At 38.1% G+C, this 14,888-nt stretch carries 15 protein-coding genes and 2 pseudogenes; 12 read left to right on the top strand and 5 right to left on the bottom strand.

Going from position 1 to position 14,888, the window contains the following annotated elements:
• Positions 1 to 574 precede the first annotated feature (574 nt).
• Both AC5WOC_RS03020 and AC5WOC_RS03015 read left to right on the top strand, forming a co-directional pair.
• Positions 575 to 889: a hypothetical protein gene (locus tag AC5WOC_RS03020; protein WP_496053901.1), complete on the top strand. Its 315-nt coding sequence runs from the start codon at positions 575 to 577 to the stop codon at positions 887 to 889.
• A 444-nt stretch (positions 890 to 1,333) separates the two neighbouring features.
• Positions 1,334 to 1,642 (top strand): tyrosine-type recombinase/integrase, encoded by a 309-nt coding sequence (locus AC5WOC_RS03015; protein WP_496053900.1) that lies wholly within the window; start codon positions 1,334 to 1,336, stop codon positions 1,640 to 1,642.
• Positions 1,643 to 1,990: 348 nt separating this feature from the next.
• Here the strand turns inward: AC5WOC_RS03015 and AC5WOC_RS03010 are convergent, their stop codons facing one another.
• A complete protein-coding gene (locus AC5WOC_RS03010) occupies positions 1,991 to 2,314 on the bottom strand; it encodes a winged helix-turn-helix transcriptional regulator (protein ID WP_496053899.1) in 324 nt (107 codons plus the stop codon).
• Between the two features lie 145 nt (positions 2,315 to 2,459).
• On the opposite strand from AC5WOC_RS03010, the gene AC5WOC_RS03005 reads away from it, so the two are divergent.
• The 6 genes and pseudogenes from AC5WOC_RS03005 to AC5WOC_RS02980 form a co-directional block, all read left to right on the top strand.
• Positions 2,460 to 3,221, top strand: coding sequence for an SDR family NAD(P)-dependent oxidoreductase (locus tag AC5WOC_RS03005; protein ID WP_496053898.1), 762 nt, complete (start codon positions 2,460 to 2,462; stop codon positions 3,219 to 3,221).
• A gap of 166 nt (positions 3,222 to 3,387) precedes the next feature.
• Positions 3,388 to 3,684, top strand: coding sequence for a DUF4158 domain-containing protein (locus tag AC5WOC_RS03000; RefSeq protein WP_496053897.1), 297 nt, complete (start codon positions 3,388 to 3,390; stop codon positions 3,682 to 3,684).
• 146 nt (positions 3,685 to 3,830) lie between these two features.
• Positions 3,831 to 4,265 carry a MerR family transcriptional regulator gene (locus AC5WOC_RS02995; RefSeq protein WP_496053896.1) on the top strand — a complete coding sequence of 145 codons (435 nt, stop codon included), beginning with the start codon at positions 3,831 to 3,833 and terminating at the stop codon, positions 4,263 to 4,265.
• Complete coding sequence (locus tag AC5WOC_RS02990) at positions 4,258 to 5,376, top strand: Gfo/Idh/MocA family protein (RefSeq protein WP_496053895.1); 1,119 nt, start codon at positions 4,258 to 4,260, stop codon at positions 5,374 to 5,376. The genes AC5WOC_RS02995 and AC5WOC_RS02990 overlap by 8 nt, the downstream gene beginning before the upstream one ends.
• 52 nt (positions 5,377 to 5,428) lie before the next feature.
• Entirely contained in the window at positions 5,429 to 5,605 is a 177-nt protein-coding gene (locus AC5WOC_RS02985; protein ID WP_496053894.1) for a hypothetical protein, read from the top strand.
• Between the two features lie 279 nt (positions 5,606 to 5,884).
• A pseudogene (locus AC5WOC_RS02980) lies at positions 5,885 to 6,918 on the top strand (Tn3 family transposase); the annotation flags it as partial.
• 150 nt (positions 6,919 to 7,068) lie between these two features.
• Here the strand turns inward: AC5WOC_RS02980 and AC5WOC_RS02975 are convergent.
• Genes AC5WOC_RS02975 through AC5WOC_RS02965 form a run of 3 tightly spaced genes read right to left on the bottom strand, consistent with a single transcriptional unit; the run spans position 7,069 to position 9,850 of the window.
• A complete protein-coding gene (locus AC5WOC_RS02975) occupies positions 7,069 to 7,470 on the bottom strand; it encodes a hypothetical protein (RefSeq protein WP_496053893.1) in 402 nt (133 codons plus the stop codon).
• 40 nt (positions 7,471 to 7,510) lie between these two features.
• Positions 7,511 to 8,467, bottom strand: coding sequence for an NADP-dependent oxidoreductase (locus AC5WOC_RS02970; protein WP_496053892.1), 957 nt, complete (start codon positions 8,465 to 8,467; stop codon positions 7,511 to 7,513).
• Between the two features lie 30 nt (positions 8,468 to 8,497).
• Positions 8,498 to 9,850 carry an MFS transporter gene (locus AC5WOC_RS02965; protein ID WP_496053891.1) on the bottom strand — a complete coding sequence of 451 codons (1,353 nt, stop codon included), beginning with the start codon at positions 9,848 to 9,850 and terminating at the stop codon, positions 8,498 to 8,500.
• Between the two features lie 121 nt (positions 9,851 to 9,971).
• Here AC5WOC_RS02965 and AC5WOC_RS02960 point away from each other — a divergent pair, with 121 nt between their 5' ends.
• The 3 genes from AC5WOC_RS02960 to AC5WOC_RS02950 all read left to right on the top strand — a co-directional run bounded on the left by AC5WOC_RS02960 (position 9,972) and on the right by AC5WOC_RS02950 (position 12,648).
• A complete protein-coding gene (locus tag AC5WOC_RS02960; protein WP_496053890.1) occupies positions 9,972 to 10,844 on the top strand; it encodes a LysR family transcriptional regulator in 873 nt (290 codons plus the stop codon).
• A gap of 280 nt (positions 10,845 to 11,124) precedes the next feature.
• A complete protein-coding gene (locus tag AC5WOC_RS02955; protein ID WP_496053889.1) occupies positions 11,125 to 12,018 on the top strand; it encodes a tyrosine-type recombinase/integrase in 894 nt (297 codons plus the stop codon).
• Between the two features lie 348 nt (positions 12,019 to 12,366).
• Positions 12,367 to 12,648, top strand: a complete 282-nt coding sequence (locus tag AC5WOC_RS02950) for a hypothetical protein (RefSeq protein ID WP_496053888.1) — start codon at positions 12,367 to 12,369, stop codon at positions 12,646 to 12,648.
• A 353-nt stretch (positions 12,649 to 13,001) separates the two neighbouring features.
• Here the strand turns inward: AC5WOC_RS02950 and AC5WOC_RS02945 are convergent.
• A pseudogene (locus AC5WOC_RS02945) lies at positions 13,002 to 13,238 on the bottom strand (tyrosine-type recombinase/integrase); the annotation flags it as partial.
• A 794-nt stretch (positions 13,239 to 14,032) separates the two neighbouring features.
• On the opposite strand from AC5WOC_RS02945, the gene AC5WOC_RS02940 reads away from it, so the two are divergent.
• The gene (locus AC5WOC_RS02940; protein ID WP_496053887.1) at positions 14,033 to 14,746 is read left to right on the top strand and encodes a hypothetical protein; all 714 of its coding nucleotides are present in this window, start codon (positions 14,033 to 14,035) and stop codon (positions 14,744 to 14,746) included.
• Positions 14,747 to 14,888: the final 142 nt, after the last annotated feature.

Here is a 14,888-nt window from a genome sequence, read left to right as displayed (position 1 = left end):
TTTTGTACTTACTAGCTTTTTGGGATATTCTTGTAAAGGTAATTTGGTGGCTTTCTTGACTTTTTCTCCTGTTTTCTTGTTCTGTATTAATTCCTCTTTGGCTAGTATCATATTTTTTACAAAGTATTTTTCTACCTCTTCAAGGGTGGAATAAATATTTTTTTGTAATTAATCGAATAAATCCTTCATATAGGCTGCTTTCTTGCTGATATTTGAAATAACGGTAAAGTGCTTTATTTGCAGCTCGATTAATGTATATGTGAGGTATTTCTTTCGAAACGTTTTGAACAATATAGTTGTAGTTACACCTTAAATACTCAGCTAGCTCCTCAATTGTGGTCGTCCAGCCTTTTCGGAAATAATTTAAATAATCCCATATTACCACATATAAAAACGACGCTCAGAACAGCGTATATTAGATATTTTTCATATGAATAACGTTGCAATCATCCGATTATGTAGAACAGTAAGAATTGTATGTGAAGATAATAATATTGATGGACAAAGAGGTATCCAGCTTTTATAATAAATCTAGGCTGAAATACAGTCTGTTTTCTAGTGAAAGGTTTTCATTATGAAGGAAATCGATCTGAAGTCTCCTGCTCTAAAAAGAATTTGGAGTGCAAAAACTGATCTTCCCATTACACACTTTGATTATTTTCGTCGAGGAAAAGGTACTACAGTTTATATTGATTTGGCTGATGGTTCGTCCAAAGGTGGATATACGATTATCATTTCCCTGACTTATGTAAGTGCAGATGGAGGAGGTCTCGAATTTCCTAGCTCCATTGACATCCGTGTAAATTCAGAGCTTCAAATTGGAGAATCAAAGAAATTCACTGATAAGACTAAGCAACTCGATGTTTTGGAGATCGTACGATTGAGCTAATAGTATGTTATGAGATTACATTAAATGAGTGTGTCTCATACTATAGGCCTGGACGACATCCAGTTATCCAGGCACCTGAATACAAAGAGAAGTATATAGATGAGAGTCGTTCATAGGACGGCTTTTTATTTTGCACACTGGAGTTGATCGAATGATCCCAAAACTCAGATAAGGTGATGAAATTAGACTAAAAGATGGTAGAAAAGAGGTAGTTTACTACATCAATCGTAGAATTAAGCACTACCAGGTAATATGCAGGGATGATTATCATGAGCTTGTGAGGTTTGAGGATGTGAAACAGGTGGACCAGCTACGAAATTCTCAACTGGTCCATGAACCTTAGTTAGAGAGGAAGAGACAGACCAAAAAGGCGAGGGAGCTTGGAAGCATATCGCATATGGCAAACAGAAAAATACTTGTCCTGTTTAATTGGTTCAACAGTGGTTGAAATCATCGGGAATCAAAGAGGGTGCTATATTTTGCAGCATAGGTAAAGGGGAGAATTTAGGATCACGAATTAATCCAGTTTCCATTGCTTGCATTATTAAAGATCGATCTGAATTAGCTGGGCTGGATTGTGAACAGTTCTCTGGGCACTCGATGCGCCGTGGGTTTATTACACATGCTCGTGAGAATGGTTTGGATATAGTGACTATCATGCAACACACAGGGCATAAGCGTTTCGAGACAGTCAAAGGGTATATAGAAATGATCGATGTAGAAAAGAACAGTGCTACTAAGGGATTGTATTAAACCAGCATCCGATGCCTGAGGAGTAACGGAACCATATAATGGAATCTGGGTAAATCCCGCATTTTTGCACATTTCCTCGAAAGGATGCATTATCGAATTTTCAGATATTTTCCGTGTGGCTCCTTTCTTGATCCCTTTTTCCCCAAAAAGAGCGTATAGGAATTTTCCAGAAGTGAATTTCAGTTTCTTCTTCAAGTGCTTGTAAACGAGACAAGGAGAACCGTCCCCTTATCTCACAATTTTTAAATCTAGATCTAGGTAAGCTCATTTGATGTGCCTATTTTTTTAGTCAAACCATTTCCCATAGCGATCTGAAAATTAATGAAAATCTTATTGCTTTTGCAAAAGTTATTCGTCCGGATATGTTCCTTCCGACTCAACCCATTTCCTCATGGCAGCGAATATAGGATGTAGTCGCTTCCCACGTTCAGTAAGATCATATTCAACATGCAAAGGCACTCCAGGGTAAATAGTGCGCGTCACGATTCCTTTTTTCTCTAGCAAACGCAAACGGTCTGTCAGTGTCTTCGGGCTAATGGGGTGTAAAGAGCGTCGTAATTCACCAAAGCGTTTGACGCCGTTGAACAGGTTACGCAATATTAAAAGATTCCACTTACCTTCCAAGATTTCCAAAACGGGTTCGATTACACCAGGACAAAAACGATCTATCATCTACGTTTCACTCCTTAGTTCATTTTATGAAACTATTGCACTTATTTGTAACTACTTTTCAAAAATATCATAACACAGTACCATTATAAACAGGGTAAGTTAACACACTAAAATCGATAAAAGAACAGGAATTGGAGATGATTCGATGATGACTCTTCAGGGAAGGGTAGCAATCGTTACAGGTGGATCAAGAGGAATAGGAAGGGCTGTATCCATATCACTGGCAAATCAAGGCGCTAAAGTTGTTGTCAATTATGTCAACGATCATGTTGCTGCCGAAGAAGTTGTAGCTTCTATCAAAACTGCAGGTGGAGAAGCGATCGCAATTAAGGCGAATGTTCTCGATTCTGATGAAATATTTAAATTGGTGCAGGAAACGAAGCAGACCTTCGGAGGCCGCATCGATATATTGGTAAGTAACGCCAATATAAATTTTGTAGCCAAGCCGTTCGCCGAAATGTCTTGGGGGGAATTCTCACAAAAATTAAATAATGAATTAAAAGCCGCTTTTCTAACAACAAAAGCTGTAATTTCGACAATGAAAGAACAGGAATATGGACGGATTATTTATACGTCTGCAATCTTAGGCAAATATCCCACCCGAAATTTTATTTCGCACGGTACCGCTAAATCTGGGTTAGATTCATTTGCAAGATACATTGCAGAAGAGTTCGGCGCTCATGGCATCACGGCCAACGTAGTTTCGCCCGGATTTACTGATACCGATGCAACTGCCCATACTCCGGGGGTAGAGCATATTAAAAACGCAATAGTTAACAACACACCACTCAAACGAATCGCTCAACCAGAAGATATCGCAGATGTGATCACATTCTTTGCTAGCGATGCCAGCCGTCATATTACAGCCTCTTACACCCCTGTAAGTGGAGGTATATTGATGGAATAACGGAGTGGCTCAACTTGGGTATGTGAACGATTCGGGAAATGAGGGGCCACATCTGAAAATTTTTCCAATTCAGGGATGGATCTATCAGGAAAAAGATAGGTTTTTCTTTTTGATCAAAAAGATTGCAAAAATCAGAAATAAAGAGCTATCAAGGAAGGAAACAGAATTGCCTAGTATTCAAGATACCATCTATCCCCGAATGAAAAGCAGTTTAACAGACAAAGATTTAGAAGAAGCATACACTCCCAAAAGAAAGGAAATGGAGTGGGCGGAAAGGAAAATCAGAGGAAATGTTCAACAGTTGGCTTTAGTGATTTTATTAAAGGCAACTCAAAAATTAGGTTTTTTTCCTTCTTTAGCGGATATTCCAAAGAAAATTATCGAGCATATTGCTCAAACCGTACGCTTACCTATCCCAAATCCAGAAGAATGGCAAGAATATGGCAGATCAAGAACGTTTTAAAGAAGCTTGATTCGGTAGTCTCTCCTTTGCGTTGTATCTGTTGTTAGCGGCAATATTGTTGGATACTTTTTTTCTCACCATGAGTATAAATTTCTTGACTTCGAGTTTACTCTAACACATATAATTCTTTAATAGTCGAATTAAAGGTGGTTTTCAGTATATATTCCATCAGCGAAGTGTCCAATTTAACCGGTATTTCTGCATATACTCTCCGATATTACGAAAAAATAGGTGTGATTCCTAAACCTAAACGTTTGGACGGAAAGAAAGAAGGGATTAGGCGATACGATCATCAGGATCTTCAATTTATCCAGTTTGTTCATGGATTGAAGCAAACGGGAATGAAATTAAGAGATATCGCATCATTTGTGGAAGAAGGGTGTTTTGTTTCGACCAACAAACTAGATATGGAAGTCGAGTCCATTTTCCTCAAAAGGGTTAAAATGTTGGATAAACACATCAAGAAGTTAGAACACCAACTGAAACAATTGGAATCTGTTAAGGCTTTGGCACAGGATAAAAGAAATTTTTACTATAATTTATTGAAAGAAAACGGAAATGGGGATGCAGTTAATGGATAGAACAATACATGTCGGTGTCATCGGGGGATCAGCCAACAACCAATGGGCAAGTTCAACTCACATTCCTGCATTGCAACAGCTTCAAAAATTTAAGATTATGGCAATCGGTACGACTCGAATGGAAAGTGCAGAAAAAAGTGCCTCTCTATATGGGGCTTCTCATGCTTTTGCGGATTCAAACGAGTTGTCGCAACATCCTGATGTAGATATGGTTATTGTAAGTGTGAAGGTCCCCGGTCATTACGATGCGGTTATAGCCGCCCTTAATGCCGGAAAAAATGTATATTGTGAATGGCCTTTAGGTTTAAACACTACTCAAGCCATTGAGATGAATCGTTTAGCTTTGGAAAAAAAGATTCACACCGCGGTTGGTTTGCAAGCCAGACAATCTCCTGAAGTTAACTTTGTAAAAGACTTGGTTGCTAAGGGATATATCGGCAAAATTCTTTCTTGTCATTTGAAAGTCTTTACAACCGCAAAAGGCGGTACAACGAATGAAGTGTCTAAATATTTATTGCAACAGTCCAATGGTGCAAACCTATTAACCATTAATGCAGGACATGCTATAGATGCGATGTGTTACATGCTTGGAGATTTTAAAGAATTATCGGCTACAATAGCAAATCAAATCAAACAAGCGAAAGTGTCGGAAACCGGTGAAATGATTGAAAAAACAACTGCCGATCAAATCCTAATAAACGGAACATTGAAAAATGGTGCGACAGCCTCCATACATGTACAAGGGGGTGTTACTTTTCGAACAGGGGTCTCGTTTGAAATTTATGGCACGGAGGGCGTAATAGTTCTGTCAAATGAGAGTGCACATGGTCAGTTTCAATGGGGAGACTTGAAAGTTGAGGGAATGAACTTGTCAAATGATGAGAACTCGTCTTCACTCGATGTATTATCCATTCCTGAGCAATATCGTTGGGTTTCGGATACAATCCCTAGTGGACCCGTCCTCAATGTTGCACAAGCCCTCGAAAAATTTGGCAAAGATATTTTAGAGGGAACCAATTACGTTCCTAATTTCGATGATGCGGTAAAACTTCATGTTCTCCTTGATCTCATTCAAAAAGCCGCCGATACTGGTGAGCGTCAGGTTCTTTAGAAACAGTAACTAGCACCTCCTAAATCATTCCGATTTTAGGTGGTGCTCCTTAATGGACATTTTCGGGGGATATGCAAAAAAACCAGTTTCGAGAGCGAAAGATCTAACCCCGAGTGTCCGAATTGCAGCGCGAAAAACAAACGTGAAGGTAAAAACGAAAAAGTTTATATGGAAAAAACATGATTCAAAGACTGGGATTATCCCAGTCTTTTATATTTCCATCTCATAAATTTACTTTCCCACTTGACGAGAAATTTTGTAGAATAATCGTGGAAAAACTCTAGACAATCCTTGGACTTTTAAGAGAATAATCCGTGCTAATATGAGAGTGTAAAGTAGTTTCTTCTTTACAAATAACTTTTCTTATGTGACTTCTGATAACTGTTTGTAGTCACAGCATTCGATAAGTAGATGAAGATCACCAACTCATCTCGGAATCCTACATATTAGGCCCAGTGACAGGGTTCCTCCGATAGACCGCAAAGTGGATTTCTGAATTATATGAACAATCTACATTCGTTATAAATTTATCCATCAAGATCATTTACGCAAGGCTAACGCAGAAGTTGTAAACCGCGTGATCGCTTATCGATTGAAGGAAGTATGGGGTGAGGCTACCACTGCGTGCGCTTCAGATTCAAAACTAGTTGCTGCTTGGGATCAAAATTTCCTTACCGAATGGCATCCGCGTTACCAGAGCGTGGAGTCATGATATATTGGCACGTCGACCGAAAGTCCGTTTGTATCTACTCACAGTTAAAGTCTTGTCTTTCTTCGGAAGTCGCTGCCATGATGGAAGGGGTTCTTCGCCACTGTACCGACATGGAAGTAGATCGGAATTATGTAGATACACATGGACAGAGTGTAGTTGCTTTTGCTTTCTCTCATTTGCTTGGTTTTAAACTGATGCCACGTTTTAAAAACATCTATGCTCAGAAATTATATCGCCCAGAAGCTGGTATGAATGAGGAGTATCCGCACTTACAACCCGTGTTAAGCAGACCGATCAACTGGGAACTTATTCGTCAGCAGTATGAGCAAATCGTCAAATATGCGACAGCTCTCCGATTGGGAACTGCATCAGCAGAAGCGATTTTAAAACGATTTACTCGGGATACTCAACATCCGACTTATCGGGCTTTGTGCGAATTAGGGAAAGCGATTAAAACGATTTTCTTATGTGAGTATCTACATTTGGAGGAGGTTCGTAGAGAAATCCATGAAGGGCTGAATACGGTAGAAAACTGGAATTCAGCTATTGGTTTTATCTTCTATGGTAAGAACAGTGAAATACGTTTCAATTCCATAGAAGATCAAGAGATTTCTGCGTTATCCCTTCAGTTGCTCCAAAACTGTTTGGTCTATATGAACACATTAATGATGCAAGAAGTTCTCTATGAAAATGACCAATACTGGCTGAAGAAGATGACACCAGAAGATTTTAGGGGATTGTCTCCGTTGTTTTATCATCATGTGAACCCATATGGTATTTTCAAACTGAATATGGAAAAGCGGATACCAATTAAATTGAAAGTGTCATAATAGGGGTGCAGATACACACGCTACAACATTTGATATAGGAAAATTCAATAACAACATCAGATAGTTTCCTATGAAGAAACTATCTGATGTTGCGAGAAAGAAGTCAAAAGGTATTCGTTTTGTAGAGCATGAATGTGAAACTTATCTGTACTACTCAGCTTCTTTGTAGTTTTTCGCTTTCAAAAGGAGCTGATAACTCGTGATATGAGCCAAAAGAAGATATATATTTAGAAAACCAATTACCAAGGAAGGGAGGATGGATTTTATATCCAGAAATACATGAAATAGCACCATATTTACGGAAATAGGCATGAGCACAACGAGTGCTAATGGGACAAAACGATTAATCAAAAGGGACAAACCTACAAGAACCATTAGGCAATAGACCATTTCCATCATATATCCGGTTTCTACTAAAGCTAGCATGAATTTGTTCGCGGGCTCAGAAAACTCCAGAGAATCCGACGGATTTAATAAATTATTTAAACCTAATACTAACAACAATATTCCAAACACAATACGTACAATCAAAGTGATTTTTTGTTTCACCATTTTTCTCTCCTCTAGTCGTTTTTTCCTTTTGATTCATTTTCTAATCCGCAAGGTGGAGAACAATTCGTCCTCGTCCATGACCAGTTTGGCTAAGCTGATGAGCCTGTTGAACTTCATGTAAGGGGAATTTTTTGTTTATAACGGACTTTATTTGTCCCTCCGCTAGCATTTGAGCAATTTGCTGAGAAATTTCCTTTAGTTTTTCAGGTGAAGGCATAGAATCTAAACTCGGTTTTATTACATGGATTTCATATTCTTTTGCTTTTTCTTGGGATAGCTCCTCCACAATAGATAGAAGCCTTCCTCCCTGCTTTACAACAGACCATGACCGTTCTAATGTTTGCCCACCTACCGTATCAATTACAAGATCTACATCTGAAGCTTTTTGTTCAAACTGCTCAGAAGTATAGTCGATCACAGTGTCTGCTCCCAAAGCGTACACAAAGTCAACATTATTTGTTGAACAAGTGCCGATCACATGGGCTCCCTTCCATTTCGCAAATTGAACTGCTAACATTCCAAATCCTCCAGCTGCTGCATGAATTAACACTTTTTGACCGGACATCAATCCACCATTATGAAATAGAGTTAACCAAGCGGGCAAGGCGCTTCCTGGTATCGTAACTGCCTCATCGAAAGTTAATTTTTCTGGTTTTAGAGAAAGCTCTTTGATGGGAGTTGTTGTATATTCAGAATAGGTACCTTTCTCGCTACGACCAAAAACCGCTTGTCCTTTATGAAAATCCGTTACATCTGCGCCAACCTCTTCTATGATTCCCGCAAAGGAAGAACCAGGAATATAGGGGAACTTTGCCGGACGAAACTTTTTGAATTGTCCTTGGCGATATTTCCAATCATAAGGAAGAACACCTGCAGCATAAATGCGAATCAATACTTCTCCAGCTAATGGATTGGATTGTGGAATGTGTTCTAATTTTAGTTGTTCTGGTCCTCCGTATTGATGAACACGTACAGCTTTTATCATAGGAATACTCATAATAAAATTCCTTTCTATTTTAGATGTGAATTATTTCCTATTAGATTTGTACATAATTTTGTATAAAAAAAGCAAATTCAATAAAGATAGTAGGAAGAAAAACAAGTATACATTACTGTAAACTCCAGATTTCCCTAGTATGGCAAGAGGATTGAGTGGTGAAACCTTGGCATATTCCATAGCTTTGGTTATGATCGCACCTGAAACCGCAATTGTTAAAAAATTGGATAGACCATACACTCCCATACCAATACCTGAATGTTCTTTTGGTAGATGAGAAGAAATCAAATTGCTGATGGATGGCTGTATAAAAATATAGCCAACCTCGGTAAAAATCAGGAAAATAGAAATGGTCCAAGATGTATACCCTGCGAAAGTAGAAAGTAAAAGAAAACCGATGCTGAGTAGAATGATGGAAATCGTTAATACATAGCGATTCCCTTTACGATCAGTCAATGATCCCCCGTATTTCCCCAAAAGAGCAGAAACAGCAGCTGCTGGAGCCATTATTAATCCAATCCAATATCCTTTTAAGTCATAAACCTGACTAAGAAATAATGGTGTAACAAGGAAAACACCAAAATTGGTAGCAATGTTTAAAGCACCCATAACCATTCCTTGACGATAAGAAGCATGACGAAATAAGTGAAAAGGAATAAATGGAAAGGGAGATTTTTTTTGTTGGATAAGAAAGAGAACAAACAATCCTAGACTTAAAAAGAGTAACCATAGATTCAATAAGGTGATCGACTCCATCAAAGACACAATAAAGGCTACTAACAGTCCTGCGCTGAAAATATTTATTTTCTCTTTTTGTTTTGGAATTTCATTGGGTAACCACTTGCGAATAAAGGGAAGTGCGATGATGATACACAAAGAACAGAGAAATAAATATCTCCAGTGAAATCCTGTAAGTATTCCACCTAAAACAGGACCGATGACACCCGAAAATGCCATCACAGATGCGATTATCCCCAGCGCTTTTCCACGTCTTTCCTGTGGAATATAACGAGCAGGAATGGTCATGGCTAAAGAAGGAATGGAAGAGACACCAATTCCTTGAATGATGCGACCGACGATTAGCAACGAATAATTCGGAGAAAAGAAACACAAAAGAGAACCGATAGAAAACAGCAGTACGCCAAAAGTAGCCAGGTTCCTTACACCATAATAATCGGCTAACTTTCCGTAAAACAGAGCTCCAAGGGCTGATATGATTCCTGATATGGTAACCACCCAGCTGGTAGTAGAGGGACTGATTTCAAATTCTCTTGCTATATCGGGAAGTGCAACATTTAACATATAACTATTGATAATGGCAAACGGAACAATGAAACACAGTAAGCGAACGATTCTCGTTTCTTCTGCGACGGATACATTCATTTTGCCTAATCCTCCTTCACTACTTTTGGATAACTCTAGTGTAAGGTTGATCTATCATAATTAAAAATGTATATTTGTTTATATAACCATAATTACAAACTTATGATAGGAGTCGATTGAAATGGATTTCCTTCAACTAAAGTATTTTCAGAAGATTGCACGATTGAATCATTTGACAAAAGCTGCACAAGAGCTACACATCACGCAGCCTTCTCTAAGTCAAACCATTGCGAAGTTAGAGAAAGATTTAGGAGTTCCTTTATTCGATCGTCAATCCAGACAGATTCGCCTCAATAAATATGGAGAAGTTTTTCTGGAAAAGGTTGAAGCAGCACTGAAACTACTTGAAGAAGGGCAACGAGAAATTGTTGATATGGCGGGATTAGAGCGAGGAACAGTTTCGATAGACACCACTTTTTTACCTCAATTTTCTGACATAATAAATATTTTTCGCTCCTCCTATCCTGAAGTGCGTTTTCGTATTTCACAAGTTTCTACAAAAGAGAGGCAAGAGCAGTTACTGGAAAATGGAGAATTAGACTTTTGCATTTCTTGTAAGCCAATTAAACGGAATGGAATCCGCAATTTACCTATATTAACGGAAAAAATTGTACTAGCAATCCCTTTCACACATCGATTTGCCAATCGGCAAAGTATTAAATTAAGTGAAGTCGCGAATGAACCTTTTATTCACTTTAAAAAGGGACATTCTTTCCGAGAGGATACCGATGAATTATGCCAGAAGGCAGGTTTTATACCAAATATTGTCTGTGAAACAGATGACTCTAAGACAATAATAGAATTGGTTAAGTCGGGGATGGGAATTGCTTTCTGGTTAGAAACGCTATTAGAAAAAGAAAACTCCTTTCACCATTTGGATATTATAGAGCCCATTTGTCAGCGTACCTATCAGTTAGCATGGTCCGAAAAACGTTATTTATCCTTGGCAGCAGGTACGTTTCGTGACTTGCTTATCAAGCATTTCGCTAAATGATAGAAGTAAAATCCAAAATAGTTGATCATGTTTCACTTTAAAACAACATATTTATTTCGATCAAGTACTTAGAGAAAAGGAAAGTACTTCTTCTGTTGCTCAACTCTTGTAAAGATGAAGAAAATAATAGATCATTTTGTAACGAGTTAATCTATACTCTACAGAATTAACATTCGGTAAAGTTATTGAGTCAAAACCATTGCTTTTTCTTTACCGAATACATATGATTATGATAGAAAATGTACTTTACCGAACACACTATCTTGGAAGGAGGAATCACATGAACTACATAGAGCTATTTCAATCCCATCTCCATGAGCACGGAAAAGGACTTCGGACGATTGCAGAGTATGTCGCGGCAGTTTTGGTACTTGAAAGATGGTACATTCATCGAACTGGACATGCATTTCATCCTGATCTCCTTACAGCTAGAGATTTACATGATTGGATCTCTTATATGCAAACAGTAGAACGTTTGGCTCCTGCTACGATCAATAAACGAGTAGCTGCCATAAAGGTATACTGGTCTTATCTCGTTCAACAGGATTACTCTACACTTGATCCCTCGAAGAAAGTAAGAATGAAACGCATTTCTCCCTTGGAACAAGCCCCTAGATGGCTCAGTCGTACCGAGCAAGATAAATTCTTACATCGAATGGAGAAAGAAAAGAATCCATGGAAGAAATCTCGAAATCTAGCAATTGTTCAGGCAATGTTACAAGCGGGCTTACGAATTTCAGAGGTGGTGTCCCTAGACATTCAAGATATAGACTTGAGAAGAAAGACGATGACTGTGGTTGCGGGTAAAGGTGGGAAGAATCGGATCGCTCTGTTGAATCCGGACTTAATGAAAGCGATGGAAGCGTGGATCGAAGCAAGAGGAAAAATGGATGAAAAAGCACTATTTCTATCTGAACGTGGCCATAGTCGGATGACTCGTCAAGGACTACATTATCTAATTAAGAAATACCTAGATTTAATCGGATTTGTAGATTACTCTTCTCATTCCCTTCGTCATTCCTTTTGTCGGAACCTGATTGATGCGAATCAACCTTTACAAGTCGTAGCTCAGCTAGCAGGCCATGAAAGTTTAGAAACTACACGAAGATATGTTACTCCAAATGAAACAGATTTGAGAAGAGCAGTAGAAAGTATTAGTTCAGAAAAATCATAATTCTACTTTGCGGTCTATCGGAGGAACCCTGTCACTGGGCCTATTACTTATCGAATGCTTTATTAGCGGTCATATGATCGCCTTTTTATTTATATCGCATAATTCGAGCTCTACGTGGTCAAATTCGAAAAATATATCAAGGTAATATTTCATCATTATTAGAATTTAAATCCATTCAGCGTCAATTTAGAGGCTTTTTTTTAATATGATTTGCGTTCGAACCATCTGATTATACGAATGAGTAAGAATTGTATGTGCAGATATAATATTGGTGAACATTAGGAATGTTTATTATATACTGGATCCAAGGCTGAGATACAGTCTGTGGCTTTTGAGAGGACTCGGATCATGCAGGTAACCAGTACTCGTGTTGAGATCGAGGACAAGGACTTCACGACAACGGTTCAGGATAATATCATTACAGGTACAGATAGAATCGAGATTAAGTATTATTGGGCTGACTATGAGATGTATGGAAAGGGAATCGAAATCCACCTCAAGAAAAAAGAGACTGATGAGGCAGGGGAAGAGTCTGAAGTTTGGTCCTTCTATCAGATTGTTGGACCTGGTAAGACTTCGAAACCGATTCATGGTGTAACTTTCGTCAATAGTGGTGTAAGCCCTATTTGATCTGATTAGCAGAAAATGTCTGGACAGCAAGCCAGTTGTCCAGACACACGAATATAAGGAAGTCATATAGATGAGAGCCATCCAATGGGTGGCTTTTTATTTTACATAGGGAGTTGATCGAATGGTTCCAATTGGGGTCACGGTACCCAAAAAAGAAAATTGTACGTTTAGACATATTTCCGACACAAATAAACCAACTACTTGTACGTTAAGCAGCTGGTTTATTTTTTCTATTCATGATGGACTTTAATTCTTTCTTTTCGCAAGGGTCGAAGATTATCAAGAGAAATTCGCTGCTTTAGATTCCATACATAATCACCTGTAAGGTTCACGTGTTCCCATCCTAACAAATGTCTTAGCTCATGAGGAGAGATAGATGGTAGTCCAGCCTGATCTGAATACTTTTTGAGTATCTTCCGTATCCCGCGATCCGTGTATTTCTTTTTCCAGTTTGATTCAAATAGATAGGTAGCATTCTTTTTCTTCATGCTTTCAGTATGCATGGCTAGTGTTTCTTTAAAGGAGACGGGGAAAGGAACGATACGATCTTTCTTGCCTTTTCCTTGGTTCACTCGAATTTGACATTGCTGAAAGTCTACATCGGTTCATTTGATGTTAATCAGCTCACTCACACGTAGCCCTGTATACAGAAACGTTTTAATGATTAACATATCTTGAAAGTTCTTTGAGTTCCACACTTTTTCATAGTATCGTTTTAATTCATTTTCCGTCGACTGTGACCGAGACGGAAAGTTCGACGTATCTATCATTGTCTCTTGTTTGTCAGACCAGATTCGCTTCGTCTGCATGGGGTGAAGGTCAACAATAAGGATACTTTCGAAGTTCTAGACCAGTTTGAAGATTATGACGAGCGGTGGCGTCAGCACCCAGTTCGTACCTATATCACACCGATTCCCTCTGGTGAGTCTGTTTTTGGTAATGGTTTTTCAAACAATCTTCCCTAGCAAGGCATACATGCTTCAAACCATTAAACAAAGCTAAATCCTAGTTCCAAAGCGGACAACTGAACATTCAGTTGTCCGACCGGTATGTAAAGGGATAAAAAAAAGAAAGGTCGATTATTTTGGATAAGGTTACTCGCAACCATCTTTAGTAAGCCTTGTTTTTAAACGTTTTATGTCTTAACTGCATAATTGAACGAGAGAAGAACTTGCTAGGTTGTGACTCAACCAAACACATTTTGATATAATTGAAATCATCCTCTCATTGAATGATTTGCAGCTAGATTCTTGGTACATCTTAGCTCATATAAATCAATCTGTTAGTTCACTCTGGGTTTTAGTTCTTTTTGCACACCCACCCCTTTTATGTTGAAAATAAAATAAGCATTGGTGATATCTTATAAGGAGGTCAACTAATAATAATGGACGAAATAGAAAATATTATTCCAACCCCTTTTCTTTTTTTCTTTATGATTCTTGCCATAATTATTAGTATTTATAAATATAAATCCAAACCTGATGTTGATGGGCATAAAGTGTTAGAAGCTACAAAGAATATCTATCAACCAGAATACGATTATTACAGTGGAAAAGGAGAATTATGGTCCCAAGAAGCATTAGAAGAGATAGCAAAATCTCGAATTCCCATACCAAACTACCCGTTTAATCCAGACAAATATATGCATTGGATGTTATTTCGTTTCCTTCATTATGATGTGCTGATGGAGCTTGACATTATAAAACATAATTTAATCATTATCGAAAGGTTAACAAATGATGAAGCTAAATTATTATATGTACAATGTCGTGGTAAATTAAAACTATTAGAAAGACTTATCTACCGATGGGGGTACAATTACTCTGATAAAAACGGAAACGGGAAATTTTGGTCGAGCAATGACTTAAAAGAAATAGCAATGCAACGAATACGTATACCCAGTTATGGCTTTGGAGATACAGCTTTTTATCCTCATTGGATGTTATTTCATTTCCTTCATTATGATGCGCCGATGGAGCTTGAAATCATCGAACATAATTTAACCATTATTGAAAGGTTAACAAATGATGAAGCTAAATCCTTATGTTTTCAATGGATTCGGGATTCCCGTACCATTTCGAGAAATACACACGTATAAACATATTTCGGACACGATTCAACCGACTACCTACACGTTAAGGGAAATAGTCGGTTGTTTGTAATCACTTATTTTCTATTATTGAAATCTTTTCTCTCTCAAAGGACGAAGATCATCTAAAGGAATTCGTTGCTTTAGATTC

The organism is Shimazuella sp. NTD247 (assembly GCF_059510415.1).
Note: the sequence above shows the minus strand (reverse complement) of the source record. Positions and strands in the feature narration are given on the sequence as shown.